The organism is Flavobacterium sp. (assembly GCF_017744675.1).
GTDB lineage: Bacteria > Bacteroidota > Bacteroidia > Flavobacteriales > Flavobacteriaceae > Flavobacterium.
Genome location: NZ_JAGIAV010000002.1, coordinates 34,421 through 59,857 on the forward strand (window position 1 = coordinate 34,421; position 25,437 = coordinate 59,857).

The following is a 25,437-nucleotide window of genomic DNA, read 5'->3' on the forward strand; positions in this document are numbered from 1 at the left end:
TTTAACCAACTACAATAAATCATACAGTGCAATGCAAAAACTATAAAAAGGAAAATAAATCTTATAAATTTTTATCTGGCTTTTTTTTGAACTTTGATTCTAAATGATATGCAAAATGAAGACATTCTTTAAAAATAACGGGTTGTGTTTCTGCTTTTTAGTCCTTTTTGTAGGATCTTTAATAGGTCAGACGATATTAGGATTTCAAGAACACAATAAAGAACTCATTGACGAAGGCGCTAAAGCCATAACTTTTGCCGCCTACCTTACCTCTGGGCATTTTTTTCAAGCAACTTTCGAAAACTGGGAAAGTGAATTTTTACAAATGGCTCTATTTGTGGTTTTCACGATTTTCTTAAAACAAAAAGGCTCTTCTGAATCTAAAAAAATAGACGAACCAGAAGAAGTAGACCGCGAACCAGATCCTACAAAAAAAGATGCGCCGTGGCCCGTTAAAAAAGGAGGTTTTATTTTGAAGCTTTACAAACATTCGCTTACCATTGCGCTGTTGCTGCTATTTGCAATATCATTTGTTATTCATTTTTACGGAAGTCTTAAAGATGAAAACGAACAGCTCCTCAGAAAAGGAGAAACTTTAGAAACCGTATCTTCTTATTTAACAAATTCAAGGTTTTGGTTTGAATCGTTTCAGAATTGGCAGAGCGAATTTCTTTCGGTATTTGCCATTATTATGCTGTCGATATACCTACGCCAGATAGGTTCTTCGCAATCCAAACCCGTTGATGCACCTCACATGGAAACAGGCGGATGATTTTTAAGCTTGAATTAAAAAAAACTAAGACTGAGACTAAAAAAAATGCTATATGAATGCTATTTCACCTTGGACCATAAACGCACAAACTGATATTGACAGCAGTACAGCTTTAATCACCGTAAAAAAATCGGGTTATACATTTGAGCTTTACAGCTGCAGAGATTCTTTTTGGATTGTTGCCATTGGCACAAAAAAAGAAAGAATTGCTTTTCGCGCTGCGTATGCCTTAAATAGTTTTTTCGAAATTAATAGCATTGCCGAATCCGAAAGAGAAATTAACGTAAAACTAAAAACAGAATTAGGCCGTTACGAAATAGTTGTTGATTTTCCTGAAAAAGATTCGCATTTATTGCATTATAAAACTAGTTTCAAGGCCAATTCTCCGATAATGATTCCGTTTTGGCCTAAAGATATATTGCCATTAACGCAAAATGGAAAAATTGAAAATACATCGGGAAAAATTCATGTTGCACAAGTTGGCACGCGATCAGGATTATTATTTGCGAGTATCAAAAAACCTAAAAAAAACACTTTATTCTATTTTCAAAATCTTACCGCATTATCTCCTTATTGCGAAGCTACAAAAACTTCTGCAAGCGATACGGTAAATGGCACTTGGCCCGAAATTGGTTTTCATCTTCCCACCACTATCGAAGAACCATTACCCGCAGGAAAAACGTTTATCATCTCTGATGCTTATGTTTTATTGGGTGATAATACCAAAGATGATCCTTCCAAATTATGCATGGATTATTTAGAAAGTCTTGCTACAATTTACAAACTTATTCCGCGTCCCGAAACGGAATATCACGACTGGCTAGAAATTGCTCAGAAAACAATCTCAGATCTCGAATACAATAAAGGCTGTTGGACGCAAACTAACGGAATTCCATATCTTAATGCCTATTTATGCGATTATGAAACACCCGCAGAAAGTATGGTGCAGCTTGCCGTTTTGGCTCCGCTTAAAGAATATGAAAGGTGGAATTCTGAAACGAATCGTTTATCTGAAGATTTAAGAACAGGCCTATCCAATTTTTATGATCCCAAAATAAAAAGCATTACACGCTGGCTACCTGAATTGCAAGACAAGCTAGACCAATCTGAAGAACAAAAAAAAGATACCACAATGGATTCTTGGTATCTGCATCATCCATTAATTAATCTGGCACGACTTGCTATTTCTGGAGATAAAAATGCCGAAAAATTAGTTTTAGATTCTATCGATTTTGTAATAAAGGCGGCGCATCAGTTTCAGTATAAATGGCCTGTTTTTTATAATATTGAAACCTTTGAAATTATTAAGGCAGAAACCGAACCTGGCAAAGGTGGCGAAAAAGATGTTCCGGGTGCTTATGCGCACTTAATGCTTTTAATGTATGATCTTACAGAAGAAAAACGTTTTTTGATTGAAGCCGAAAAAGCCGCAAAACAGCTCACACAATGCGGATTTGATATTTTTTATCAGGCCAATAATACAGGCTTTTCAGCAAATGCTTTACTAGCGCTTTATAAAATTACCCACAAGAAAATTTATTTAGAAACAAGCTATATGTGCCTTTCTGAACTATTCAAAAACGTTCAGCTTTGGGATTGTCAATATGGTTTTGGAAAAAACTACAATAACTTTTTTTCCATTTTTCCTCTAAATGATGCGCCATATACAGCAGCATACGAAGAAATGGAAGTTTATACAGTATTAACAGAATATATGATTCAGTCCAAAGATGTCGATATCTTGCCTGGGCTTCGAATTCTGCTTCCGGAGTTTGTCAAATATGCAATCAACAGAATTCCGTATTACTATCCTAGTTTCCTTCCTAAAGAAATGATTTCAGAAGAGGTAAAAACAGGAGAAATACAGCCAAATCTATACGCACCTCTTGAAGATCTGTATGTAGGATGGGAAAAAAGCGGACAAGTAGGTCAGGAAATTTACGGCGTGGGCGGTGCTTTTGCCATAACTCCAAGACAATATCTCAAAATTGACAACGCTTTTACAGTTTTCATTGATTATCCTGTTGCCAGTTTTACAAAAAGAGAAAACAATATTTTTATAAAACTAAACGGAAATAAAGAAATGCATTGCCGTTTATGTATTATTTCTAATGAAAATAAAAAACCGGTACAGCTTATTGAAAGTAACATCGTTTTAAAACCAATTAACAATAATGCTGGTATGCAGGAATATAAAATTGCTGGCGAAAGCAATATCAAAATAAGCTGGTAAAACAATAAAACAAAACAGGCCTATTCTTAAGAACAAGCCTGTTGTGTACCAATAGAGATATTGTATTTTATGGTTTTGTGCCCATAATGGTATCTCTGCTAGATGGAGCTGTAGTCTTAGTGGTAGACTTTGTTGTTCCTTTCTTTTTGTCTGTACGTTGTCTGCTGACGGTATCAGTCTTCCGTGTCGAAGGATATTGTTTATCCTTTTTATGATGAACGGTATCCGTTTTAGGAGAAGATTTTTTCTTTCCTGGAATCGTATCCTGAGCTGATGCAAAATTGAAACACAAAAGCATACACCCAATTAAAAATAAATTTTTCATAATAACCAATTTAAATTAACAATTTGTTTGTGAAACACTTAGATCATGTTTCAATGCAAATTTTAGAAAGAAAGCCGATAGTTACTTACACTATAAACCTCTCACTATTATATGATTACCACAAGTCTCAATCACCTTAATTATCATCCAGATGGCTTCAATAAAACACATTTTAAATTCTACAGAAAACAGACAGTATCCTTTGCCTGAGCGAAATTGGAAATATTATCAAGAGTGGCATTATACCGTATTTTTTCACTGGGAAATTCCTGTTTCTTTCTTAGAAAAATACATTCCAAAAGAGCTGCAATTAGATACATACTCTTCTATGGCGTGGATTTCTCTAGTTTCTTTTGAAATAAAAAAAATGAGATTACATTATCTTCCCGCTTTGCCTTATATTTCTAATTTTGAAGAAATTAACATCAGAACTTATGTTATTAAAAACGGAATTCCAGGCATTTATTTGTTTTCTATTGATACTAATAAATTAATCGAAGTGCTATTCTCTCGCCTATTTATCGGGCTTCCTTACGAAAAGGCAGAAATTAAACGTTTAGGAAATCACGTTGTTTCTCAGAATATCAAACAAAATCATCTTCTGGATATTAAAATTGGGAAAACATTTCCCTTCCAAAAATCCAATTTGGATTTGTGGCTCACCGAAAGACATGCTCTATATGAAATTTGCAACAGTGAAATCTGCCGTTTTGATATTCATCACAAAGAATGGGAACTTCTAGATTTAGACATTAATATACAAGACATTTGGTATGAGGCCGGAGAATTTATAATGAACACTTATCCCGATAAAATTCATTACGCAGAAAAAACACAGGTGCTATTATGGAGGAAAATTAAAGTTTCATAAAAACCAAACTGAAAATTATATAATGGTAAAGACTTCTCAGTATAAATTTCAAGTATCTGACAACGCTATTTTTACAAAATAACTATTACGAACAACTTTAAAAAAATAGCATTATGAATTTAGACAACAAAGAAAATTACAGTCCAGAAGACCCGTATTTTCAAGATGACGAAACCCGATACGAAGAGGAACATCAATATGATGACATAGATATTGATGCGCCGCCAGCAGATCATTCTATAAGCGAAAATGCAGAACCGGATTACGGCAACGAATTTGACGAAGATCAAATCAACCGAAAACTAGACGATAATGCTCCCGGAGGCGACGAATTTGACGAAGAGTTTGAGGATGAGGAAAATGATGAGGAAAACACCGACGATGACGAACTTACCCAAGAAGATTTTGAGGAAGATGAAGCCGGGACAGATCCAGATCGGAATTTATAAAACAAAACCCCTTTTGAGAAACTCTTAAAAGGGGTTTTGTTTTTTCTTATTAAAATATGTTAGCTCGTTTTCTTATAATTATAAATCGCCAACGCATTCAATACAATAGCAAAAATAAATAAGTACAAAAGCTCGATTCCTACTTCTTGTAAACCGCTTCCTTTTAAAACTATCAGACGAACCACTTTTATAAAATGCGTTACAGGAGTAAATTCTGAAATCATTCTAGCCCAATTTGGCATACTGTCGGTACTGGTAAAAAAGCCGCTCATGAGCATAAAAATCATCATAAAGAAAAAGGCAATAAACATGGCTTGCAATTGTGTATCGGCAAAAGTCGAAATCAGGAGTCCTAAACCTAATAATGCGGTTAAATAAACTCCTGCAAAGAGATATAAAACCAAAAGGCTTCCAAGAGGAAATATACCGTAAATCAAATACATTACCACAAGACCGATTGTAAATACCGTCATTCCAACAATCCAAAAAGGAATTAGTTTTCCTAAAATAAATTGCCATTTCTGAATTGGCGTTACATTAATCTGTTCAATCGTGCCTATTTCTTTTTCTTTTACAATATTCAGTGCCGTAATAAATCCGCCGATCAAAGTAAGGAGCAAAACCAAAATACCAGGAACCATATAATATTTGTATTCCGCTCTTGGATTGTACCAATTGGTGCTGTTCAAAGTAATTATGGATGGCGAAACTGCACTTAATTGCTGCGGTAATTTAACCCGAATATCAAGATCATTGCTAAAATCGGCCAGCACAACATTTAAATACGCATTTCCAATATTTGATTTTGTCCCGTTAATGGCATCTGCGGCTATATTGACTTTCTGACTTCCTTCTCTTACCAAGTTTCGCTCAAATCCAGAAGGAATTTCCAAGATTAAATCGGCATCTCCTTTTTCAATATATTTTAAACCTTCCAAATACGAAGCTGGAGTACCTACAACGTGAAAATATCCCGAAGAACCTATTTTATTAATTAACTTTTGAGAATACGAACTGTGGTCGTGGTCGACATAAACAATATTGACACTTTTGACTTCAAAATTAGCCGCTAAAGGCAAAATAATCAGCTGAAAGATCGGAACAAAAAACATCATAGCCAATATAGTTTTGTCTCGAAATATCTGGCGAAATTCTTTCTGCAATATAAAACGAAGCACTTTCATGACAGTCTAATTTTAAATTTTTTCAAAGAAATCGTCAGCAGCAGAATCGTCATTGCAACAAGTATAAGCGTTTCTTTCCAGATATAGGAAAAACCTAAACCTTTAAGCATAACCGCTTTTACAATGATATAATAATAATGCGACGGAATTAAATGAGAAATAGCTTGAAAAATCCAAGGCATATTTTCTAACGGAAACATAAATCCTGTTAGAATTAAAGTGGGCAACATCATTCCCATCATAGATATCAGCATTGCCGTTTGTTGCGAATCTGTTACATTAGAAATCAGTAAACCAAGCGAAAGGCAGGTAATGATAAACAAAATGCTTTCGGCAAAAAGCAGTAAAAAACTTCCTTTAATCTCGACATCTAAGAGATAAACCGAAAGAAAAATAATGATAACGAAATTGATGATCGAAAGCACCAAATACGGAATTGCTTTTGCGATCAAAACCATTATGGGTTTAAAAGGCGAAACGAGCAGAATTTCCATAGTTCCGAGCTCCTTTTCGCGCACAACCGAAACCGAAGTCAAAGCGGTACTCACAATCATAAAAATTAAGGCAATTACACCCGGAATAAAATTAAGCGAACCGTTTTGCTGCTCGTTATAAAGCTGTCTTAGCTCTGGCAGAATTTGGTAATTGAATCTTGCCGTTGGATTTAATTCTTGCTGGCAATCTCTAATAATGGCATTTAAATAATTGGTGACAATAGTTGCCGTATTTGGATCGGATGCATCAGCAATGACTTGAATTTTTGCCCCGCCAAGACGCTGCAGATCTGAACCAAAATTGGACGGAAAAATAACCGCGCATTTGATGCTTCCGTCTTTAAATCTATTTTCAATATCGCTATAATTCAAAATCGGATTTTCGACATGAAAATAAGAACTTGATTCTATCTTTCTTATAATTTTCTCGGTATGAATATCGTGCGAATTGTCCTGAATGGCTATTCCGATATTTTTGACCTCGCTGCTCAAAGCAAAACCAAAAAGAACAATCTGTACCACAGGAAGTCCGAAGAGAATCAAAAGTGTTCTCTGATCTCTAAAAACATGATAAAATTCTTTTCGAATAAAAGCCAAAAATCTTTTCATACTAATCTGATGTTCTTTGGGCATTTCGTGCCAATTCATAAAAAACCTCATCCATAGAAGTGGCATTAAATCGCTTTTTTAAAGCCGAAGGAGAATCAATTGCCGCCACGCGTCCGTCGACCATAATGCTAATTCGATCGCAATATTCGGCTTCATCCATATAATGAGTCGTTACAAATACCGTGATTCCGTTGGCTGCGGCTTCGTAAATCATTTCCCAAAACTGTCTTCGCGTTATTGGGTCTACACCGCCAGTTGGTTCATCGAGAAAAACAATTTTCGGACGATGAAATACCGCAACCGAAAAAGCCAATTTCTGTTTCCATCCCAAAGGCAATCCGCCAACTAGCTTTTTTGCTTCTTTTTCCAACCCTAAAGCCGTAATCAAATTATGGCTTCTTTCTTTAATTTCTGGCCGAGAAACGCCATAAACACCAGCAAAAAACTCAATATTTTCAAGAATAGTCAGATTATCATACAAAGAAAACTTCTGACTCATATAGCCAATATTCTTTTTGATTTTTTCCTGCTGTCTATAAACGTCAAATCCTGCTACACTTGCTTCTCCAGAAGACGGATACGAAAGTCCGCAGAGAATGCGCATTGCAGTTGTCTTTCCCGCTCCATTAGCACCGAGAAAACCAAAAATCTCCCCTTCGCTCACCTCAAAACTAATTTTATCAACCGCTTTGAAATCGCCAAACTCTTTGGTTAAATCTTTACAAATTATCGCTTTATTTTCCATTCAGCATTTCTTTTGTTTCGGTCGAATTATTTTGTTCTCGCATCAGACGAATAAAACTGTCTTCGATTGTGGGTTCTATTTTTTTTACCTCCAAATTTTCAGGATGGTACTTTTCTGCGATTGTTTTAACCGTTTCAACATCTGCTTGTTCTGACTTTAAAGTAAGATGAAGAAACTCTCCAAAAGCATCGCAATTCTCAATTTCTTTTTCTGTTCTAAGATTTTGTAAAAGCTTATAAATATTGTTTGCTTTTACGGCAAAAAGCGGTTTTGGAAAGCTCTTAATTATTTGCGCTGGCGTATCAACCGTCATAATTTTTCCGTTCTGGATAAGTGCAATTCGATCGCACAATTTTGCTTCATCCATGTACGGAGTTGAAACCACTATTGTAATGTTCTGCTTTTTAAGTTTTGCTAGCATTTCCCAAAATTCGCTTCGAGAAACTACGTCGACTCCTGTTGTGGGTTCGTCTAGAAACAAAATTTCAGGTTTATGGATTAAGGCACAGCATAAAGCCAATTTTTGTTTCATTCCGCCCGAAAGTTTTCCAGCGCGTCTATCGTTAAAGGGTTTTATCTGATCGTAAATATCCTTTATCAATTCGTAATTTTCCTCAATGGTAGTACCAAAAACCGTCGCAAAGAACTCGAGATTTTCTTTTATCGTTAAATCCTGATACAAAGAGAATTTTCCGGGCATATACCCTACTTTGTTTCTAATATCTTGAAATCCTTTTACCACATCATGACCTTCAACAGAAGCGCTTCCACCGTCTGGCAGCAATAATGTGGTTAAGATTCTAAAAATTGAAGTTTTTCCTGCGCCATCTGGACCAATCAATCCAAAAAGTTCTCCTTTCTGCACTTCAAAAGAAACCTCATCTACAGCGACAAAATCACCATACTTTTTAGTAATATTTTCTAGTATAACCGAAGCCATAGTATATTTTATTTGGACCAAAGAACTTCTCCGTACATGCCAATTTTCAAGTAGCCGTCGTTTTTCACTCGCACTTTAATGCCATAAACCAAATTGGCTCTTTCATCTTTGGTCGGAATTGTTTTTGGAGAAAATTCAGATTTGTTCGAAATCCATCCAATAGTTCCCTGATACTCTTTGTATTTCTTTTCGCCTTGATCAATACGCACTTTTACCTGTTGCCCAATTTTAATTTGCGGTAATTGTGTTCCTGTTATGTAAGCTCTTAAATCTAACGTTTCGAGATTCGCAATTTTGTACAATGGTTTTCCAATCACGGCCATTTCATATTGTTCTGCATATTTTGCCAGCACCGTTCCTTTTATCGGATTTACAATCACACTTTTACTCAATTGATCTTGAATTCCTTTTAACTGAACACCAACGGTATTTCCTTGCTGTGTCAAGTTTTCGGTTGTGGTTTCCAACGAACTTTTTTGTGCCGTTATCTGAGCTTGCAACGCCGCTACTTTAGAATTTACATCATCCAATTGTTTTTGCGAAGCCACTCCGCCTTTTACCAATTTTTCAGTTCGATTGCGATCTAAAATGGCATTGTCAAGCTGTCTTTTTAAACTCTCCGTCTGAATCTGTATTTGAGGCTTGCCACTCAAAATCGCTTTTTCATTCTGGCGCAACTGCATTTTACTAATGGCCAATTGTGTGCTGTCTATAAAACCCACTTTTTGCCCAGCTTCCAATTGCTGTCCTTCTTCGATATTCAGTTGTAAAATCTGACCGTTTGCTTCTGCTGAAAGAATGGTTTCAACCGCTTCAAAAGATCCAGAAGCATCAAAATCATTTTCTTTATTGTGGCACGAAAACATAAAAATTATTGGAGTAAGAAAATGTAAAAGCTTTATCTTTTTCATAATATATAGAGTTAATTTCCTTTGATTGTTTGATACTCGTATTCTGACATAAGCAATTGAATTTCGTGCATAGCCTTTTCAGCACGTGCATTTCCTTCTTTTTCAACCGAATTCAGCAAATCGATTAATGGTCCTGCGCCAGTGTCGTATTTTAGCTGATAGCCTTCTCGAATGGTCTGACGGAGTTTTACAATATCATCATCGTCTTTCAAAATGGCTTTTCGTCTTTCGATATCAGCTGTTTTTTGATTCATTTGAAATCGGGTATTAAAGAGAAAGGTTTCTTCTTGAACTTCTATTTTTTTCAATTCCTGCTGTGTCAGCTGTTTTTCGTTCGAATTTTTATACAACCCTTTTATATCCCAACCCACACTTAGTCCGGCAACTCCAACTGTCGAAATTTTATTGGTTCCCAAATTAATTCCGGGCGCCAAAACCACGCCTGCGCCCAATAATCCAACTTTTGGCATAAGACTTACTTTCTGCATGTCTGATTGTGCCTTTATTAAATTTCGCTGACTTGCAAAAAGCAGCTGTTCTGGGCGTTTAATCACAGTATCAATAGCTGTAGAATTAAAAGGTTTTTCTAGTTTTTCTTGGCTGATATTTTTTCCTATCAAATACGAGAGCATGGTTTGATAACCTGATTTAGTATATTCAAAATCTTTTTTCTGTCGGCTCAAATTGAGCTGTTCGGCTTTCATTTCATCAACATCTGTTTTGTAGGCCAAACCATTTTCGTGAAGTTTTTTTACCTTATCAATATTATTAGAAAGGATTTTATTTTGTATTTCCAGTTGTTTAAGCTGTTCGTCGATAAGTAGTATGCCAAAATAAAGCTGATTTACTCTTGACCGCAGGTCATAAAGCGAAACTTCTACTGAGGCTTTGTCTGCACTTGAAGAAGCTTCAATAATCTTCTTTTGGGTTTTCGTAGCTCCTCCATCCCAAATAGTCTGATTGACCTGACCAAGTCCAATAAATTTAAATTTGCTATCATTTCCTGAACTTCCCATAGTGGGAAAATCACCAAAAATATATCCTTCTATAGCCGTAAGGCTTATTTGAGGCAAATAGGCTTTATTGGCATTACTCAAAGTATATTCTTTACTTTTTTCAATGAGTTCATATTGTTTAATTAAAGGATAATTTTCGACAGCCAGATTATAACTTTGATCAATCGTCAAAGTCTGTGCTTGTGTCGTCAAAAAGAATAAGACTCCGATATATTTAAAGTATAATTTCTTCATCATAAATAAATTAACTCTAGTTAGTATTATACAGTAGCAAACATCATTGCAATCCAAATTGGGATTTTTTTCTTGCGTTCTTGCATCAAATCATAAAACTGAGTCGGTTCTAAATTTTTACTTCCCATAATAATAGGCTTTGCTACAAACGGAAAAACAACCAATCCCATAAGATTCATTATAAAATGCAACGGATTAGGTTCTGTAATTTTTTTATTTTGAACTGCTTCTTGGAATTGTTTTATAAAAACCGACTCGTTTACAATTTCTTTAATGGGCAGTTTTTTCAAAAGTCCGTCTGGATTATTTCGCACTTCAGTCAGAATAAAAGTTGGAATTTCTGGTTCCGTACTAATAAAATCAATGTATCGTTCGGCAATAATCTTTACTTTTTCTTCGAGAGAAGTCTTTTCATCATTCAAAATTATTTTCATACTGCTTATAAAACCTGATAAAGTTTCTGCCATTATAATTTCAAAAAGTTTAGCCTTACTCCTAAAATAGTAATTGAGCAAAGCAAGATTCAAACCCGCTTCTTCGGCAATGTCTCTTGTTCTGGTAGCGCTAAATCCCTTTTTATAAAAAACAGTTTTTGCCGCTGTTTTAATTTTTTCTTCTGTCGTAGCATCTTTTCTTTCAGACATTTGAATTTTTATTTTAATAATTTACTTACAAATATAACTCATTTAAGAATAGGTTAAACATTTTTTTTAATCAAATGATTAAATATTTTGATTAAACTTAAAAAAAAAGCACAAGCCACTGACAACAAACAAATTAATTCTAAAATCATATCGTAAATTCTCACAAAAAAGAATATCTTTATTCGATAATTGTTTACATGATTGCCTTTTATTCGATTCTAAAAGAAATTTACTTTAACTAATTTCTATCGTTTTATATGAAAAACAATTTTATCGGAATCCTGTTTTTCCTGATTCCTTTAGCGGTAATGGGACAAACTGACCAAAAAAAAGAAATTAACCAGCAGCTTCAAACCTGGCTTTCTATCAATACGGTAACCCGATTTGCAGATAAATGGGCTGTAATTGGCGATTTTCACATTAGGCGAAATGATTTTGCAGCCGATCCTAGTTTTTATTTTCTAAGAGGCGGTTTTACTTATTTTGTCAATTCAAATCTTTCTTTAACAGCAGGATATGCTCATATGTGGTTAGCGCCTACAAATCCCGACTGGCACAATTTTTCAGATGAAAATAGAATCTACCAACAGGCACAGTTTAACACTAAAGTTGGAAAAGTGAGTGTTTTGCAACGTTTACGAAACGAACAGCGCTGGCAGGAAAAAATGGCCAATGACCAGCCCACTGGAGATTGGCGTTTTACCAATAGAATTCGTTATTTGATTAGTTTCACATTTCCTATTTCTGATAATAAATCTTGGCCAGAGATGGTTCTTTCAGACGAAATTCTTTTGCAATTTGGCGAAGAAGTAGTTTACAATACCTTAGATCAAAACCGTTTTTTTATCGGAATCAAAAAAGCAATCAATCCAAAATGGAGTTTTGATTTTGGTTATATGAATGTGTTTCAGCAGAAATATTCAGGCTATCAATATGATATGAATCATACTATACGACTGTTCTTTTATCTGAATACCAGCATTAGAAAAGAGCCAATTCCAACTATAGAAAACTCTGGCGACGAATAGATTATACTTTTTCCGTTGGGTAAAATTATTTTTAACACATAGAAATATAGCTTTTAGGGGCTCAATAAAGGTGTTTCACTTAGAATTTTCACATTAGCACTATGTGTTAAAGCTTGCTTTTTCTATAATCTTAAACAGAAGCAATAAAATCTATGCTTCTATGTGTTTAAATTAAATGTTATTCCATTTCACCCAACGAGTTTTCCTATATTCAAAGTATCGTTAGCCTTAAAAGATTCGAAAAATTCAAAAGCTCTTTTTTCTGCATAAGAATACATAGAATCACGAAGCGGAAAAGCACAATGTCCGCCATATTTTGGAGTTTCCAAATAAACAAATGCGCTGTCTTTGGCAATTGTTCTTGGGTAACATCTTTCGCCCAAAAATGGATCGTCGAGCGAATTTATAATTAAAACTGGCGTTGTAATATCTTTAAGCGAAAACTCTGGAGAAACGCGATGGTAATAATCGTCTTTACTTGCAAAACCATGCAAAGGCGCGGTAAAATACTGATCGACTTCATCAAAAGAAGTAATTTTATCGATCTGGTCCCGATTGATGAAATCTGGAAATTGTGCCGCTTTGTATTTCAGTTTTTTCTTGATGTCAATAGTAAAATTCTTTAGATAAACTCTATTAAAGCCTTGCTTAAGTACTTCTGCACTAGTTGCAATATGCGTGGGAACGGAAATAGAAACGGCCGCTTTTATGCGTTTGTCAATTTTTGTCCAACCTAAATAATTCAATAGCTGAACACCTCCCATCGAATATCCGATCAGATAAATATCTTCAAATCCTTTTTTCAAAACAAACTGAACCACTTCGTCCAGATCGTCTACTGCACCATGATGGTATAGTCTTGGAAGTCGATTCATCTCTCCGCCACAAGTGCGGTTGTTCCAGGCAAAAACAGAAAACCCTTTTTCCTGAAAATACGCGGCACAGCTGTTATTGTAAGTTCTTCGAGAATCACCTTCTAAACCATGACATAAAATAACGGCTTTTTTAGGATCGTTGATCAAATAATCGATATTGATAAAATCTCCGTCGTTTAATTCCTGCTTCTCTCTCGTATAGTTAGGCACTTCAAACTTCTTGATCAAAGCGGCGTAAATGGTCGAAATATGCCTGTTACGATGAATAATAGAAGGAGAATTATATTCTGATTGTTCAATTAGTGGCATAACTAGAAATTTTATGGTACTTATTACAAATCTAAGAAATCATTCAATATGTAATTTAATTCTTTCTTTCTATTTTGTTTTTTTATAATTTCAAAAAGAATTGCAGTGTAAAAAAAAGTATTCAAAATATATCGGGTTAATTTATACATAAACTGCAGTTAATTTTAAAAAACAGATTAATGTTGGAATACATTTGAAGGAAAACAAATTGTTAAATGTGCCTGAACATCACTCCAGTCCCGCCATCTCTGACTTGAATGTTTACTTTATTTGTATATTTGTAAAATCGATTTCTAAAAAGCAAAATCCCTCTAATGTTTGAACTCTTACCAGTAGATCCAAAAACTATATTTCTACTTTACTTTTGGGGCAATCTATTTACCTGCGTGCTTATTTTTAGTTTTTCTTTTTCGTATGCTACTAGCGATAACCGAAAAACTTTAAAATGGTATGGTTTAGGCAAGCTGATACTGACTTTAGCTTGGATATTGGCGCTTTTGCGAAATATTATCCCTGATTTTGCTTCTATTAACATTGCCAATTCTATGATTTTTGGCGCGTGCTGTTTTGAAACGATCGCCATGCTATCTTTAATTAAAACGCATGCAAAGAGATATTATCGGTTTCAGATTGCCATTACTATAGCGGCCATATTACTTTTTAATGTTTCGACACTTTTTGATGCCACTATGAATACTCGCGTCATCATTGGTGGTGTTGGCATTTTTTTCATTTACCTGTGCCCTACGATTACTTATTTTACAGAAAAGGAAAAAAGCTTTTTCAAGACTTTTTATGTTCTCTGTTATATGGGATTTGAAATTTTAATTGCAATACGTTCTGTTCACCGATATTTGTATCCTCAAAATCTTATTATTTCTAAAGATACTTTTGATAGCTTGTACAGCATTTGTCTGTTTCTGCTAAGTTTAATTGGAATTGTAGGCTTTTTGCTTTTGGTAAAAGAAAAACAGGATCATAAAATTAAAAAACTGCTGAACGATAAAAACCAGTTTTTTTCTATTATTTCTCACGATTTGAGAGGACCATTAGGTTCTTCTGTTTCTCTTTCTGAAATTTTACTTGACAATATAGAACAATATAGCCGAGAGGAAATTAAGGAAATATCAGAAATGCTGCATGATTCGAATAAGAACATTTATAAACTGCTTGAAAACTTGTTGGATTGGTCTCGCGTACAGACCGGCATGATTGCATTTAATCCGAAGAACATACTTTTGAATGCTTTAATTGAGGAGAACATCGAGCTGAGCAAAAATGTCGCTTTAAACAAAAACATAAACATCACTTTTGAATCGGCTTATCTTGTGGAAGCAGAAGTAGATAAAAACATGATTAGCACTATCTTACGAAATTTGCTCAGCAATGCCATTAAGTTTACAGACAAAAACGGCGAGATAAAAGTTAAATTGATTAAGACAAGCCAAAAAGCAGAAATCTCGATTACAGATAACGGAATTGGTGTTCCTGATAGCATCAAAGAAAAACTATTTAAAATTAACGGAAAGGTGCTGCAAAAAGGTACAGAAAACGAACTCGGCAGCGGACTCGGTTTATTACTTTGCAAAGAGTTTGTCAACATTCACCAAGGAGAAATTTGGGTTGAAAGCGAGCAAGGAAAAGGAAGCACTTTTAGGTTTACACTTCCTATTTTAAATTTTTAAAATTCCAATATTTTAAATTCCAAATTCCAATTCTCATTTTATGTCATTGCGAGGAACGAATCAACCACACTAGTAAAATTCCAAACTTTGGGTTAAATTCCAATATTGAAATTCCAAATTCCAACTTGAGTATTAAAAATCCAAATTTCAATCTAAAATCTAAAGTCTGAAATCTGAAATAAAAGAAATCCAAATCCCTTTTTTAATTGAAATTTGGATTTTAAAAATTTTAATTTTTTACCTCACTACAGTTGCCTCCAACTCTACTTTTAAAGTTTCAAAAAGGCTTTTTACCTCCAAAACCGTACTGGTTTGCTTAATCTCATTTTCTTGAATCCAGTTTTGAAAAACATCGAAATTCTCAAATAACGAAACCGAATCTGTAGTGTAGACATTTAGTCTTACTATATTCTTCAATTCATAATCGGCATCGTGAATTACTTTTTCCAGATTTTCTAATGTTTTCAATAATTGAGTTCGCATGTCAGCGTTACTGGAAATACCATTCTCATCAATAGCAGTTTGTCCTGAAACATATAAGGTTCCTTTTGCATTACTAACATCAACTGCTTGAACATAATTTCTAGCATCTTGCCATTTCCACGGATTTATTTCTCGTTTTTCCATCTTTTTTAATTAAAATTCTATGATGCAAAAATCGGCAGACTCTTCATTTCAGAGGCGTGATAAATATCACTATTTAAAAAAGACGGCTTAATGTTTCTCGCGAAACACCCAAATAAGAAGCTAAAGAACTTTTAGGAACACGCTGCAATAAAGATGAATTTTTAAGGATTAACTGCTCATATCTTTCGCGTGCATTGGAAGTTAAAAACGATAAAATTCGCGTTTGAGATCCGATGTGGCCAGCAATTGATTTTCGAAGAAAAAAACGCTCCATTTTACGCGAATCCGAACAAAGTTTTTCAAAGTTTTCCAATGAAAGACTATAAAGGAGAGTATCTTCAATGCATTCTAAAGTTAACTGTGCTTTACTTTGCGTGTAAAAAGCTTGAAAATCTGTTTCCCACCAATCTTCCATTGCAAAGGAAACAATGTGTTTTTTAGCATCCTGATCTTCATAAACCAATTTAACAAGTCCGGAAAGCACGAAGTAAACCTCATTTACCTCATTTCCTTCTTCAATGATAAATTCACCTTTACGAAACGATTTTAAGTCAAAATGAGAAATAATAAATCCTGCTTCTTCATCTGTTAAAGAGACTATTTTATCAATATGGGCTCTTAAAAATTGTTCAGGATTATTCATAAAATGCTTTTAAAAGTAAATTTAATTATTAATTAGGCTAATGAAAAATCTATGCAAATAAAAAATCCAAATCCCTTTTTTAATTGGAATTTGGATTTTAAAATATTGGATTTTTAAAATTTCAAACTTGGAATTTGGAATTTAAAATATTTGGAATTTCACAAACATTTAGTCTAACACAAAGCTAACGCTAACATTTGCTGTAATTTCGATTTCGCCAATTGCTAAAGTTTCGTTTGAAGCTCCGCCCATTGCATCCGCTTCTTTCATTCTCATTGCAGCATACATTGGCTGTGGGTGATAAACTTGAGAATTATCAGAGATTGTAAAAGCTTTACCTACTTTTTGTCCTAAAACAGACACGTATTCTTCAGCTTTTACTTTTGCATCTTTCATTGCTAATTTTCTAGCTTCAGATTGGTATTGCGCTAATTTTGATGATTCGAAAGAAACTCTGTCAATTCGGTTAATTCCTTGCTGAACCAAACCTTCCATTAATTCATCATATTTAGTTAAATCTTTCACCACGATTTCTACAGTTTGCGTAGCGTTATAAGAAGTTTTCTTTTTCTCATAATCGTACTGTGGATTAAGGGCTACTTGTTTTGTTTTGAAATCTGCTGTTGGAATATTCATTTTTTTGATGAATTTTAAAACAGCGTCCATCTTTTCGTCGTTTTGCTTTTTAACGTCCTTAGCATTATTCCCTTTTGTTTCAACCGAAGCTGAAATACAAACCTGATCAGGTGCTACTTTTACTTTTCCTTCTCCATTAACATTAATTAGAGGTACTTGTTTGATTTCTTGGCCGTAAGACATAGTCATAAACATGATTGTTAAAAATAATACTAGTTTTTTCATTTTTGTTAAATTTTAATATTTAAAAAAGACATTCCAAAAGTTATGCCATCATTACAATTTTCCCAATTTTGCCATTCCAAAAAGGATCAAAATCGGAATAGCAAGAAGGACTACCATCAATGTGTGGTCTGTAAGCAGGGATGGCATTTTGATCAAAGTAATCAAATATCCTCCTATAGCACCGCCAAAGTGTGCTGTGTGGCCAATATTGTCATTTTTGGCTTTCATTCCGTAAATTGAGTACAATAAATATAAAATTCCGAAAATATAAGCCGGCATCGGAATGACAAAAAATATTCCGAGCATCATGTCAGGCTGAAGCAATATTGCCGAATATAAAACACCTGTTACAGCGCCAGAAGCTCCGACAGCTCGATAACTGTAATCGTTTTTATGAAATAACATGGTCAAAAGGCTTCCGAAAATTAAACTTCCAAAATAGACCAAGACAAAAGAAAAATTGCCCAACCAGTTTAAAACAACTGGAGCAAAAAAATACAAAGTCAGCATATTAAAAATTAAATGCATTATGTCTACATGCAAAAATCCCGAAGACAGCATTCTGATTTGCTCTCCAGAACGGATGCTTCCTACATGAAATTCGTATTTTCTAAAAAAATAAAGATCGTTAAATCCTTTGTAACTAATAACAACGTTCGCAACGATAATCGCTATTAAAATAATATTCATAAGTATTAATTATTTTGAATTGTAAATATAATCATTCTTAAAGATAAGTTAGCAAGAAAGCAAAACATCGATCGCTAATCATTTTTAATTTATCTTTGTCAAAAAAAATTTAGATGCAGTTTCTTGTTTATATTTTAGCCTATCCATTGCTTTGGCTTATCTCTATACTTCCTTTTCCTATATTTTACCTGTTTTCCGATTTCGTGTGTTTCTTGGTATACAGAGTAATCGGATATCGTAAAAAAGTAGTTCGCGAGAATCTTGCGCTTACATTGCCTCATTTAAGCGATGCTGAAAGAAAAGTGATCGAAAAGAAATTCTATAAACACATGTGTGATATGTTTTTGGAAATGGTAAAAACCATGAGCATGTCACCAGAAGAAATGGAAAGAAGATTTCATGTAACCAATATTGACCTTGTACTTGATTATGCTAAAAAAGGAAAAAGCGTTATTCTTGTGGCTTCACATTATGCAAGTTACGAATGGCTCTTAACCATTAATCCTAAACTTGGATTTCAAGGTGTTGCTGTTTATAAAAGATTGGCCAATCCTTATTTTGACAAATTGGTTCGAAAAATCCGTTCGAAATACAATACCGAAATGATCGAAACCAGAAAAGCAATTCCAACAATGGCAAAGAACCAGCGAGAAGGAGTTTTAAGTATGTATGGTTTGGCAAGTGACCAATCGCCAAAAATGGAAAGGATTTTTCATTCGATGAAATTTATGGGAGTTGAAGTTCCTGTACATACTGGCGCAGAAACATTAGCAAAAAAATATGATTTGGCTGTGATATTTGTACAAGTAAGAAAATTAAAAAGAGGCTATTACGAAGCTACTTTTGTTTCGCTTGCTGATAATCCAAAAGATTTTGAAAACTTTAAAATCACCGAAATGTATCTGAAAGAAGTAGAAAAGCAGATTCTAGAAGCTCCAGAATTTTATTTGTGGACGCATAAAAGATGGAAACACCGTATTGAATAATATTTTGAAAATAATTCGTAAAAAGTCCGAAAAGCAACATTTGTTTTTTCGGGCTTTTTGTTTTGGAACGAATTAAAAAAACCTCAGTACGCACTCTACATTAAATTTGATGTGTTTTTGTAATGATTTTTTTGAATGGATAAAAAAGGGAAACAATTTAAATTTGACTCTCCTCTAATCATCTAAAAAAACAAAAAAATCATTAACCATGATCCAAAAACTTTTTTTTACATTTTTATTGTCATCACTCTTCTTTTCAGTTTCTGCACAGAGTCCGAAAAGAGGAATTGCATACGGATACCATTCTCAAGCCGATATGGCTGCCTTAAAACCGGGAATCACTTGGTGGTACAACTGGTCGCCAGAACCAGACACTGATTTAAGAGCAAATTATGAATCGCTTGGAGTTGAATTTGTCCCAATGGCATGGGGAAAAATCAACGATGCAAACGTGCAGGACTTTATAAATAAAATTAAACCTGGAGCAAAATATCTGTTGGCTTTTAACGAACCCAACTTTACTGACGGTGCTAGATTAACGCCTCAAGAAGCCGTTGCTGCATGGCCAAATCTCGAAAAGATTGCTGCGGCCAAAAATCTAGAGATCGTAAGTGCATCGCCCGCATACAACGGTCCAAACAATTACGGCGGAATTACAGATCCTGTGGTTTGGCACAATCAGTTCTTCCAGTTGTGTCCAAAATGCAAAGTCGATTTTATTGCTTTTCATACTTATGATGCGACTGCACCATCTGTGATAGGAGTTACTGGAAATTTAAAGCAATTCAACCGTCCGCTTTGGATTACGGAATTTGCCAATAGAGTGATTCAGACTGCCGATGAAAAAACAGCCTTCATGAAACAAATTTTAACCAGTTATGAAAATGATCCTGATATCTTTCGCTATTCTTGGTTTTCTGGAAGAGTAAATCCAAGCTGGACCGATATGTTAGAAGGACAGTTATTGAGTTCTACAAGTGGTGTTCTGCGGCCAATTGGAACCGAATATATTAATGTTCCTTATACAACAAAAAAAATGAACGTTCCGGGTCGTGTAACTGCCAACAAACATTATCGAAGAAAAGGAACAGGTTTGCAAGCCACTACAGACTCAAATACGGGACAAAATGTTTGTTTTATTAATGATGGAGATTGGAACGAATTTATGCTGAATGTTGCCAATGCAGGCACATACAATTTGGCTTTTAGAGTCGCTTCTCCTGTTCTTGCTGGCAAATTTGACATTCTGGTAAACGATGTCGTTGTAAAAGCAGACGAAACTTTTCCTCCAACAGGAGATTGGCAGACTTTTACCAATAAAGTTGTAAATGACGTTTATTTGCCAAAAGGCGAAGTTTACTTAAAAATCAAATTCAAATCGAATGATTTCAATTTTAATTTTATTGATGTTGCCGTTGCTAATCTTGGTGTAAAAGACAATGAATTGGAAAAAGAAAATTTTACGATTTATCCTAATCCTGTAAAAACGCAAGCAACTTTGCACATTAAATCGAGCGCAACTGAACCTTTAACAATCAAAATAATTGATATGAAGGGAAATGTTTGTTTCTCTTATGCCGATTATTTTACGAATGAAGATATTAAAATTGGAGACAAACTTTCAAAAGGAGTTTATATCGTAAATGCTTCATACGGAAATATCAAGAAGTCAATTAAAATCATTAAAAACTAAACATTTTTTATACTCCGCAGGAATATTTCGTCGGGTAGCAGATTTAAATTAGGTTATAAGTTCCGGAGTACGGCTGATTAATCGGAAATGAATGCCTTTTGTAAATCAGGTGTCCCTACAGGACACAAATGCAAAACACCACCCTTTTTTTCTACCTACGAGACATTCCTAACGGAATGTTTTTTTTATACAAAAGCCTCTTTTGAAATTTCAAAAGAGGCTTTGTTATTTCAAAACTGAAATATTAGATTCCAGCAATTACTTTAATTTCATCAATAATTCTTAATGCCAATTTATCTGCTGCATCTTGAGAAGGCGCTTCAGTATAAATACGAATAATTGGTTCTGTGTTCGATTTTCTTAAATGAACCCATTCTGTAGCAAAATCAATTTTTACACCGTCAATAGTAGAGATATCTTCGTTTTTATATTTCTCTGTCATTTGAGTTAAAATAGCATCAACATCAATTTGTGGTGTCAATTCAATTTTATTTTTGCTCATATAATATTCTGGGTAAGAAGCTCTCAAAGCAGAAACTGACATTTTTTTGTTTGCCAAATGCGTTAAGAATAAAGCAACTCCTACCAAACTGTCTCTTCCGTAGTGCAATTCTGGATAGATAATTCCACCGTTTCCTTCACCACCAATAATTGCATTGTTTTTCTTCATTAATTCAACTACGTTCACCTCTCCTACTGCACTTGCTTCGTAGTTTCCGCCATGTGCTTTAGTAACATCTCTTAAAGCACGAGACGATGACATATTAGAAACTGTATTTCCTGGAGTTTTGCTCAAAACATAATCTGCACAAGCGACCAATGTATATTCTTCACCAAACATTTCTCCGTCTTCGCTAATGAAAGCCAAACGGTCAACATCTGGATCAACCACGATACCAAAATCAGCTTTTTCTTTTACAACAAGCTCAGAAATATCCGTTAAATGCTCTTTTAAAGGTTCTGGATTATGAGGAAAATGTCCGTTTGGTTCGCAGTACAATTCTACCACTTCAACTCCCATTAATTTTAAAAGCTTCGGAATAATAATTCCTCCCGATGAATTTACACCATCAACAACCACTTTAAATTTAGCCTCTTTCACCGCTTCGATATCAACCAATGGCAAGTTTAAAACTTCATCGATATGAATATCCATGTAAGCGTCATTCGAAATCACTTCACCTAAACTGTCTACATCAGAAAAGTCGAAAGCTTCTGCTTCTGCAATTTCAAGGATTTTTGCACCGTCAGCACCGCTTAAGAATTCACCTTTTGCATTTAATAATTTCAACGCATTCCATTGTTTCGGATTGTGAGAAGCCGTTAAGATAATTCCGCCATCCGCTTTTTCTAAAGGAACAGCCACTTCAACAGTTGGCGTTGTAGAAAGTCCAAGATCGATAACGTCTATTCCTAAACCAATTAAAGTATTCACTACTAAATTATGAATCATTGGTCCAGAAATTCTCGCATCACGGCCAATTACAACAGTCAATTTATCTTTAGCAATATTATTTTTCAAGAAAGTTCCGTACGCCGACGCAAATTTCACTGCATCAACAGGAGTTAGATTATCTCCCACTTTTCCTCCGATTGTACCGCGGATTCCAGAAATAGATTTTATTAGAGTCATTTTTGTGAGTTAGGGTTATTTTTTTACAAATATAAAAAAGTTGCTGAGATACTAAGTTGCTAAGGTTCTAAGTTTCTCCAATCATTGCGAAAAAGCCACAAAAAAAAATACTAAAATGAACCAATATTAAGCATATATCACTAAAGTACCTATATAAAGTAATAACTAAATCGTGCAAGTCCTACAAATAGCATTCATACAAAAAACTTAGTAACTTAGAGCCTTGGCAACTTTAAATAAAAAAGTTGCTGAGATACTAAGTGGCTAAGGTTCTAAGTTCTTCCATATTTGTGAAAAAGTGGTTACAAAAAAATAGTGATATAATGATATACTAAGTTGCTATGGCTACCAAAGTTTTATTTAAGAACATTAAACAAATCGCATAAACACCAGGAAATTTCACTTCTACAAAATACTTAGTATTTTAGCATCTTAGAAGCTTAGCAACTTTATATAAAAAAGTTGCTAAGCTTCTAAGTTACTAAGATTCTGAGATTTTATATTTGCCTCATAGGAAACTACTTGCATCTCGTTATTTTTATAACAAAATGATTTGAAAAAGTTTTTATACATTTACTAAAATAACTTAGAATTTTAGAAATCTAAATTCTTAGAAAATTACAAAAAATGAATTTCTTAGCCCATATATATCTTTCTGGAGACAATGATTTAATTAAAATCGGGAATTTTATGGCAGACGGAATTCGCGGAAAGCAGTTTGAGCATTTTCCTGAGGATGTCCAAAAAGGAATTTTACTGCATCGATTCATAGACACTTATACCGATTCTCACGATATTTTTAGAAAAAGTACCAAACGCCTTCATGATCGATACCATCATTATGCTGGCGTTATTGTAGATATTGTTTACGATCATTTTCTAGCCAAAAACTGGACACAATATTCAGATGAAAAATTGGAGGTTTTCGTAAACCGCTTTTACCATTCGCTACATGATAATTACGAGATTTTAACCGAAAAAACACAAGGTTTAATGCCGTACATGATCGAGAGAAACTGGCTTGTGAGTTATCGCACTACAGAAGGAATTCAGAATATTTTGACCCAAATGGACAGAAGGTCTAAAAATATTTCCCAAATGCAATTTGCTGTTGAAGAGCTAACTGAATTTTATGATGAATTTGAAGAAGAATTCACCCTTTTCTTTGAAGAAATGAGAGCACAAGCCAAAGAAAAACTGCTTACGCTCTAGCCCAATTTAATTTTATTACCAATGAAAAAAATTACACTTTTAATAGCACTTTTATACCTAAGCAATAGTAATGCACAACAATCTGCTCCAAATCCGACGGGATTGGTCGTTACAAAAGCAATGGTCGTTTCAGCCCGTGAAGAAGCTTCTAAAATTGGCGCTGATATTATGAAAAAAGGAGGCAACGCTTTTGACGCTATGGTCGGGACTGAATTGGCTCTTGCAGTTGCTTTTCCGTTTGCAGGAAATATTGGCGGCGGCGGATTTATGGTTTACCGAAAAGCAAATGGCGAAGTCGGTTCTTTGGATTATCGCGAAAAAGCGCCATTGGCAGCCACAAAAGACATGTTTTTAGACAGTGAAGGAAATGTAATAAAAGGCAAAAGTACTCAGACAGCACTTGCTATTGGCGTTCCTGGAACTATTGCAGGCGTTTTTGCCGTACATAAAAAATACGGGACAATGCCAATTTCTAAAATTCTTGAACCTGTAATTGCTTTGGCTGAAAGAGGTGTTGTAGTGACCAAAAAGCAAGAGAAAAGCTTAAAAGACTATCATGAAAGCATTGTAAAAATAAATGGAGAGAATTCGCTTTTATCGGGCAATTTCAAAGAAAACGACACGATTAAATATCCTGCACTTGCTAAGACTTTAAAAAGAATTCAGAAAAATGGAAGAAACGAATTTTATAAAGGTGAAACAGCAAAAATCCTTGTCAATTATCTTAAACAAAAAGGCGGCATTATCACTATGGCCGATTTGGCAAAATACGAAGCCAAATGGAGAAAACCACTTCAGTTTAAACACAAAGATTTAAAAATAACGTCAATGGCTCCGCCAAGCAGCGGCGGAATTTGTCTGGCTCAAATCTTAAAAATGCTTGAACCTTATGATTTAGCCAAAATGGGACATAATTCGCCAGATGCCATTCAGGTTATTGTTGAAGCAGAACGAAGAGCATATGCAGACAGGAGCTACTTTTTGGGTGATCCCGATTTTGTCAAAATTCCGATGAAAGAATTATTGGATGAAAACTATCTGCGTGAAAGAATGGCTAGTTTTAATCCGGAAAAAGCAACTTTATCTACCGAAATAAAAGAAGGAAAAGTAAATTATGCCGAAAGCACAGAAACGACGCATTACTCTATTGTAGATCAATTTGGAAATGCAATTGCGGCTACTACAACTTTAAATGACGGTTACGGTTCTAAATACTATTGCGACGAATTAGGTTTCTTTTTGAATAATGAAATGGATGATTTTAGCGCTAAACCTGGCTCTCCAAATATGTTTGGATTGGTAGGGAATGAAGCCAACAGCATTGCACCGCAAAAACGCATGCTAAGTTCGATGACGCCAACCATTGTAGAAAAAGATGGGAAACTTTTTATGGTAGTTGGAACTCCAGGAGGTTCAACAATTATTACTTCGGTTTTACAAACTATTTTGAATGTTTACGAATACAAATTAAGTATGCAGGAAGCTGTAAATGCTCCTCGTTTTCATCATCAGTGGCTTCCAGATTTAATTACCTTCGAGCCCAATGCTTTTGAAACCAAAACTATCGATGCTCTAAAAACGAAGCATTACATCATTAACGAAAAACCAACTCCGATTATCGGAAAAGTAGATGCTATTTTGGTTTTGCCAGATAATAAATTAGAAGGAGGGGCAGATTTTAGAGGAGACGATGCCGCTTCTGGTTTTTAATTCTTTCTTGATTTTATATTTTTTTAAATTAAGATTATACTCTAATTTTGTAAGTCAG

Annotated in this window: 24 protein-coding genes; 10 read left to right on the plus strand and 14 right to left on the minus strand. The window is 34.5% G+C overall.

Annotation, left to right across the window (positions count from 1 at the left end; translation table 11 throughout):
- The first annotated feature begins 115 nt into the window (after positions 1–115).
- Both J7574_RS05645 and J7574_RS05650 read left to right on the plus strand, forming a co-directional pair.
- Entirely contained in the window at positions 116–772 is a 657-nt protein-coding gene (locus tag J7574_RS05645) for a DUF6766 family protein (protein ID WP_290965493.1), read from the plus strand.
- Between the two features lie 52 nt (positions 773–824).
- Positions 825–3,005, plus strand: a complete 2,181-nt coding sequence (locus tag J7574_RS05650; protein WP_290965494.1) for a hypothetical protein — start codon at positions 825–827, stop codon at positions 3,003–3,005.
- Positions 3,006–3,072: 67 nt separating this feature from the next.
- Here J7574_RS05650 and J7574_RS05655 read toward each other — a convergent pair whose 3' ends face one another.
- A complete protein-coding gene (locus J7574_RS05655; protein ID WP_290965496.1) occupies positions 3,073–3,330 on the minus strand; it encodes a hypothetical protein in 258 nt (85 codons plus the stop codon).
- Between the two features lie 151 nt (positions 3,331–3,481).
- Between J7574_RS05655 and J7574_RS05660 the strand changes: the two genes are divergently transcribed.
- Both J7574_RS05660 and J7574_RS05665 read left to right on the plus strand, forming a co-directional pair.
- Entirely contained in the window at positions 3,482–4,201 is a 720-nt protein-coding gene (locus J7574_RS05660; RefSeq protein ID WP_290965498.1) for a DUF2071 domain-containing protein, read from the plus strand.
- 113 nt (positions 4,202–4,314) lie between these two features.
- Positions 4,315–4,650: a hypothetical protein gene (locus J7574_RS05665; RefSeq protein ID WP_290965500.1), complete on the plus strand. Its 336-nt coding sequence runs from the start codon at positions 4,315–4,317 to the stop codon at positions 4,648–4,650.
- A 59-nt stretch (positions 4,651–4,709) separates the two neighbouring features.
- Here J7574_RS05665 and J7574_RS05670 read toward each other — a convergent pair whose 3' ends face one another.
- Genes J7574_RS05670 through J7574_RS05700 form a run of 7 tightly spaced genes read right to left on the minus strand, consistent with a single transcriptional unit; the run spans position 4,710 to position 11,427 of the window.
- Positions 4,710–5,834 (minus strand): ABC transporter permease, encoded by a 1,125-nt coding sequence (locus J7574_RS05670; protein WP_290965502.1) that lies wholly within the window; start codon positions 5,832–5,834, stop codon positions 4,710–4,712.
- Positions 5,831–6,937, minus strand: a complete 1,107-nt coding sequence (locus J7574_RS05675) for an ABC transporter permease (protein WP_290967146.1) — start codon at positions 6,935–6,937, stop codon at positions 5,831–5,833. The genes J7574_RS05670 and J7574_RS05675 overlap by 4 nt, the downstream gene beginning before the upstream one ends.
- 1 nt (position 6,938) lies before the next feature.
- Complete coding sequence (locus tag J7574_RS05680; RefSeq protein ID WP_290965505.1) at positions 6,939–7,682, minus strand: ABC transporter ATP-binding protein; 744 nt, start codon at positions 7,680–7,682, stop codon at positions 6,939–6,941.
- Positions 7,672–8,622, minus strand: coding sequence for an ABC transporter ATP-binding protein (locus J7574_RS05685; RefSeq protein WP_290965507.1), 951 nt, complete (start codon positions 8,620–8,622; stop codon positions 7,672–7,674). Before J7574_RS05685 ends, J7574_RS05680 begins: the two co-directional genes overlap by 11 nt.
- 8 nt (positions 8,623–8,630) lie before the next feature.
- The gene (locus J7574_RS05690; RefSeq protein WP_290965508.1) at positions 8,631–9,533 is read right to left on the minus strand and encodes an HlyD family efflux transporter periplasmic adaptor subunit; all 903 of its coding nucleotides are present in this window, start codon (positions 9,531–9,533) and stop codon (positions 8,631–8,633) included.
- Between the two features lie 11 nt (positions 9,534–9,544).
- On the minus strand, positions 9,545–10,786 hold the full coding sequence (locus J7574_RS05695) for a TolC family protein (protein WP_290965511.1): 1,242 nt from the start codon (positions 10,784–10,786) through the stop codon (positions 9,545–9,547).
- A 23-nt stretch (positions 10,787–10,809) separates the two neighbouring features.
- Positions 10,810–11,427: a TetR/AcrR family transcriptional regulator gene (locus tag J7574_RS05700; RefSeq protein ID WP_290965514.1), complete on the minus strand. Its 618-nt coding sequence runs from the start codon at positions 11,425–11,427 to the stop codon at positions 10,810–10,812.
- Positions 11,428–11,684: 257 nt separating this feature from the next.
- Between J7574_RS05700 and J7574_RS05705 the strand changes: the two genes are divergently transcribed.
- The gene (locus J7574_RS05705; protein ID WP_290965517.1) at positions 11,685–12,455 is read left to right on the plus strand and encodes a DUF2490 domain-containing protein; all 771 of its coding nucleotides are present in this window, start codon (positions 11,685–11,687) and stop codon (positions 12,453–12,455) included.
- Positions 12,456–12,643: 188 nt separating this feature from the next.
- On the opposite strand, the gene J7574_RS05710 is transcribed toward J7574_RS05705, so the two are convergent.
- Positions 12,644–13,639 (minus strand): alpha/beta fold hydrolase, encoded by a 996-nt coding sequence (locus J7574_RS05710; RefSeq protein ID WP_290965520.1) that lies wholly within the window; start codon positions 13,637–13,639, stop codon positions 12,644–12,646.
- 314 nt (positions 13,640–13,953) lie between these two features.
- Between J7574_RS05710 and J7574_RS05715 the strand changes: the two genes are divergently transcribed.
- On the plus strand, positions 13,954–15,324 hold the full coding sequence (locus J7574_RS05715; protein ID WP_290965523.1) for a sensor histidine kinase KdpD: 1,371 nt from the start codon (positions 13,954–13,956) through the stop codon (positions 15,322–15,324).
- Between the two features lie 237 nt (positions 15,325–15,561).
- On the opposite strand, the gene J7574_RS05720 is transcribed toward J7574_RS05715, so the two are convergent.
- The 4 genes from J7574_RS05720 to J7574_RS05735 form a co-directional block, all read right to left on the minus strand.
- Positions 15,562–15,951, minus strand: coding sequence for a RidA family protein (locus J7574_RS05720; protein ID WP_290965526.1), 390 nt, complete (start codon positions 15,949–15,951; stop codon positions 15,562–15,564).
- Between the two features lie 73 nt (positions 15,952–16,024).
- Complete coding sequence (locus J7574_RS05725; RefSeq protein WP_290965529.1) at positions 16,025–16,594, minus strand: Crp/Fnr family transcriptional regulator; 570 nt, start codon at positions 16,592–16,594, stop codon at positions 16,025–16,027.
- A 168-nt stretch (positions 16,595–16,762) separates the two neighbouring features.
- Positions 16,763–17,455, minus strand: a complete 693-nt coding sequence (locus J7574_RS05730) for an SIMPL domain-containing protein (RefSeq protein ID WP_290965532.1) — start codon at positions 17,453–17,455, stop codon at positions 16,763–16,765.
- 51 nt (positions 17,456–17,506) lie between these two features.
- Positions 17,507–18,145 (minus strand): rhomboid family intramembrane serine protease, encoded by a 639-nt coding sequence (locus J7574_RS05735; protein ID WP_290965534.1) that lies wholly within the window; start codon positions 18,143–18,145, stop codon positions 17,507–17,509.
- A 113-nt stretch (positions 18,146–18,258) separates the two neighbouring features.
- Between J7574_RS05735 and J7574_RS05740 the strand changes: the two genes are divergently transcribed.
- Together J7574_RS05740 and J7574_RS05745 are read left to right on the plus strand one after the other, a co-directional pair.
- On the plus strand, positions 18,259–19,131 hold the full coding sequence (locus tag J7574_RS05740; protein WP_290965535.1) for a lysophospholipid acyltransferase family protein: 873 nt from the start codon (positions 18,259–18,261) through the stop codon (positions 19,129–19,131).
- 208 nt (positions 19,132–19,339) lie between these two features.
- Complete coding sequence (locus J7574_RS05745) at positions 19,340–20,824, plus strand: glycosyl hydrolase (RefSeq protein WP_290965537.1); 1,485 nt, start codon at positions 19,340–19,342, stop codon at positions 20,822–20,824.
- Positions 20,825–21,068: 244 nt separating this feature from the next.
- Here J7574_RS05745 and glmM read toward each other — a convergent pair whose 3' ends face one another.
- The gene (glmM, locus tag J7574_RS05750; protein WP_290965539.1) at positions 21,069–22,457 is read right to left on the minus strand and encodes a phosphoglucosamine mutase; all 1,389 of its coding nucleotides are present in this window, start codon (positions 22,455–22,457) and stop codon (positions 21,069–21,071) included.
- A 627-nt stretch (positions 22,458–23,084) separates the two neighbouring features.
- Here glmM and J7574_RS05755 point away from each other — a divergent pair.
- Together J7574_RS05755 and ggt are read left to right on the plus strand one after the other, a co-directional pair.
- A complete protein-coding gene (locus tag J7574_RS05755; RefSeq protein ID WP_290965541.1) occupies positions 23,085–23,669 on the plus strand; it encodes an ACP phosphodiesterase in 585 nt (194 codons plus the stop codon).
- Positions 23,670–23,690: 21 nt separating this feature from the next.
- On the plus strand, positions 23,691–25,379 hold the full coding sequence (gene ggt, locus J7574_RS05760; RefSeq protein ID WP_290965543.1) for a gamma-glutamyltransferase: 1,689 nt from the start codon (positions 23,691–23,693) through the stop codon (positions 25,377–25,379).
- The last annotated feature ends 58 nt before the right edge of the window (positions 25,380–25,437 follow it).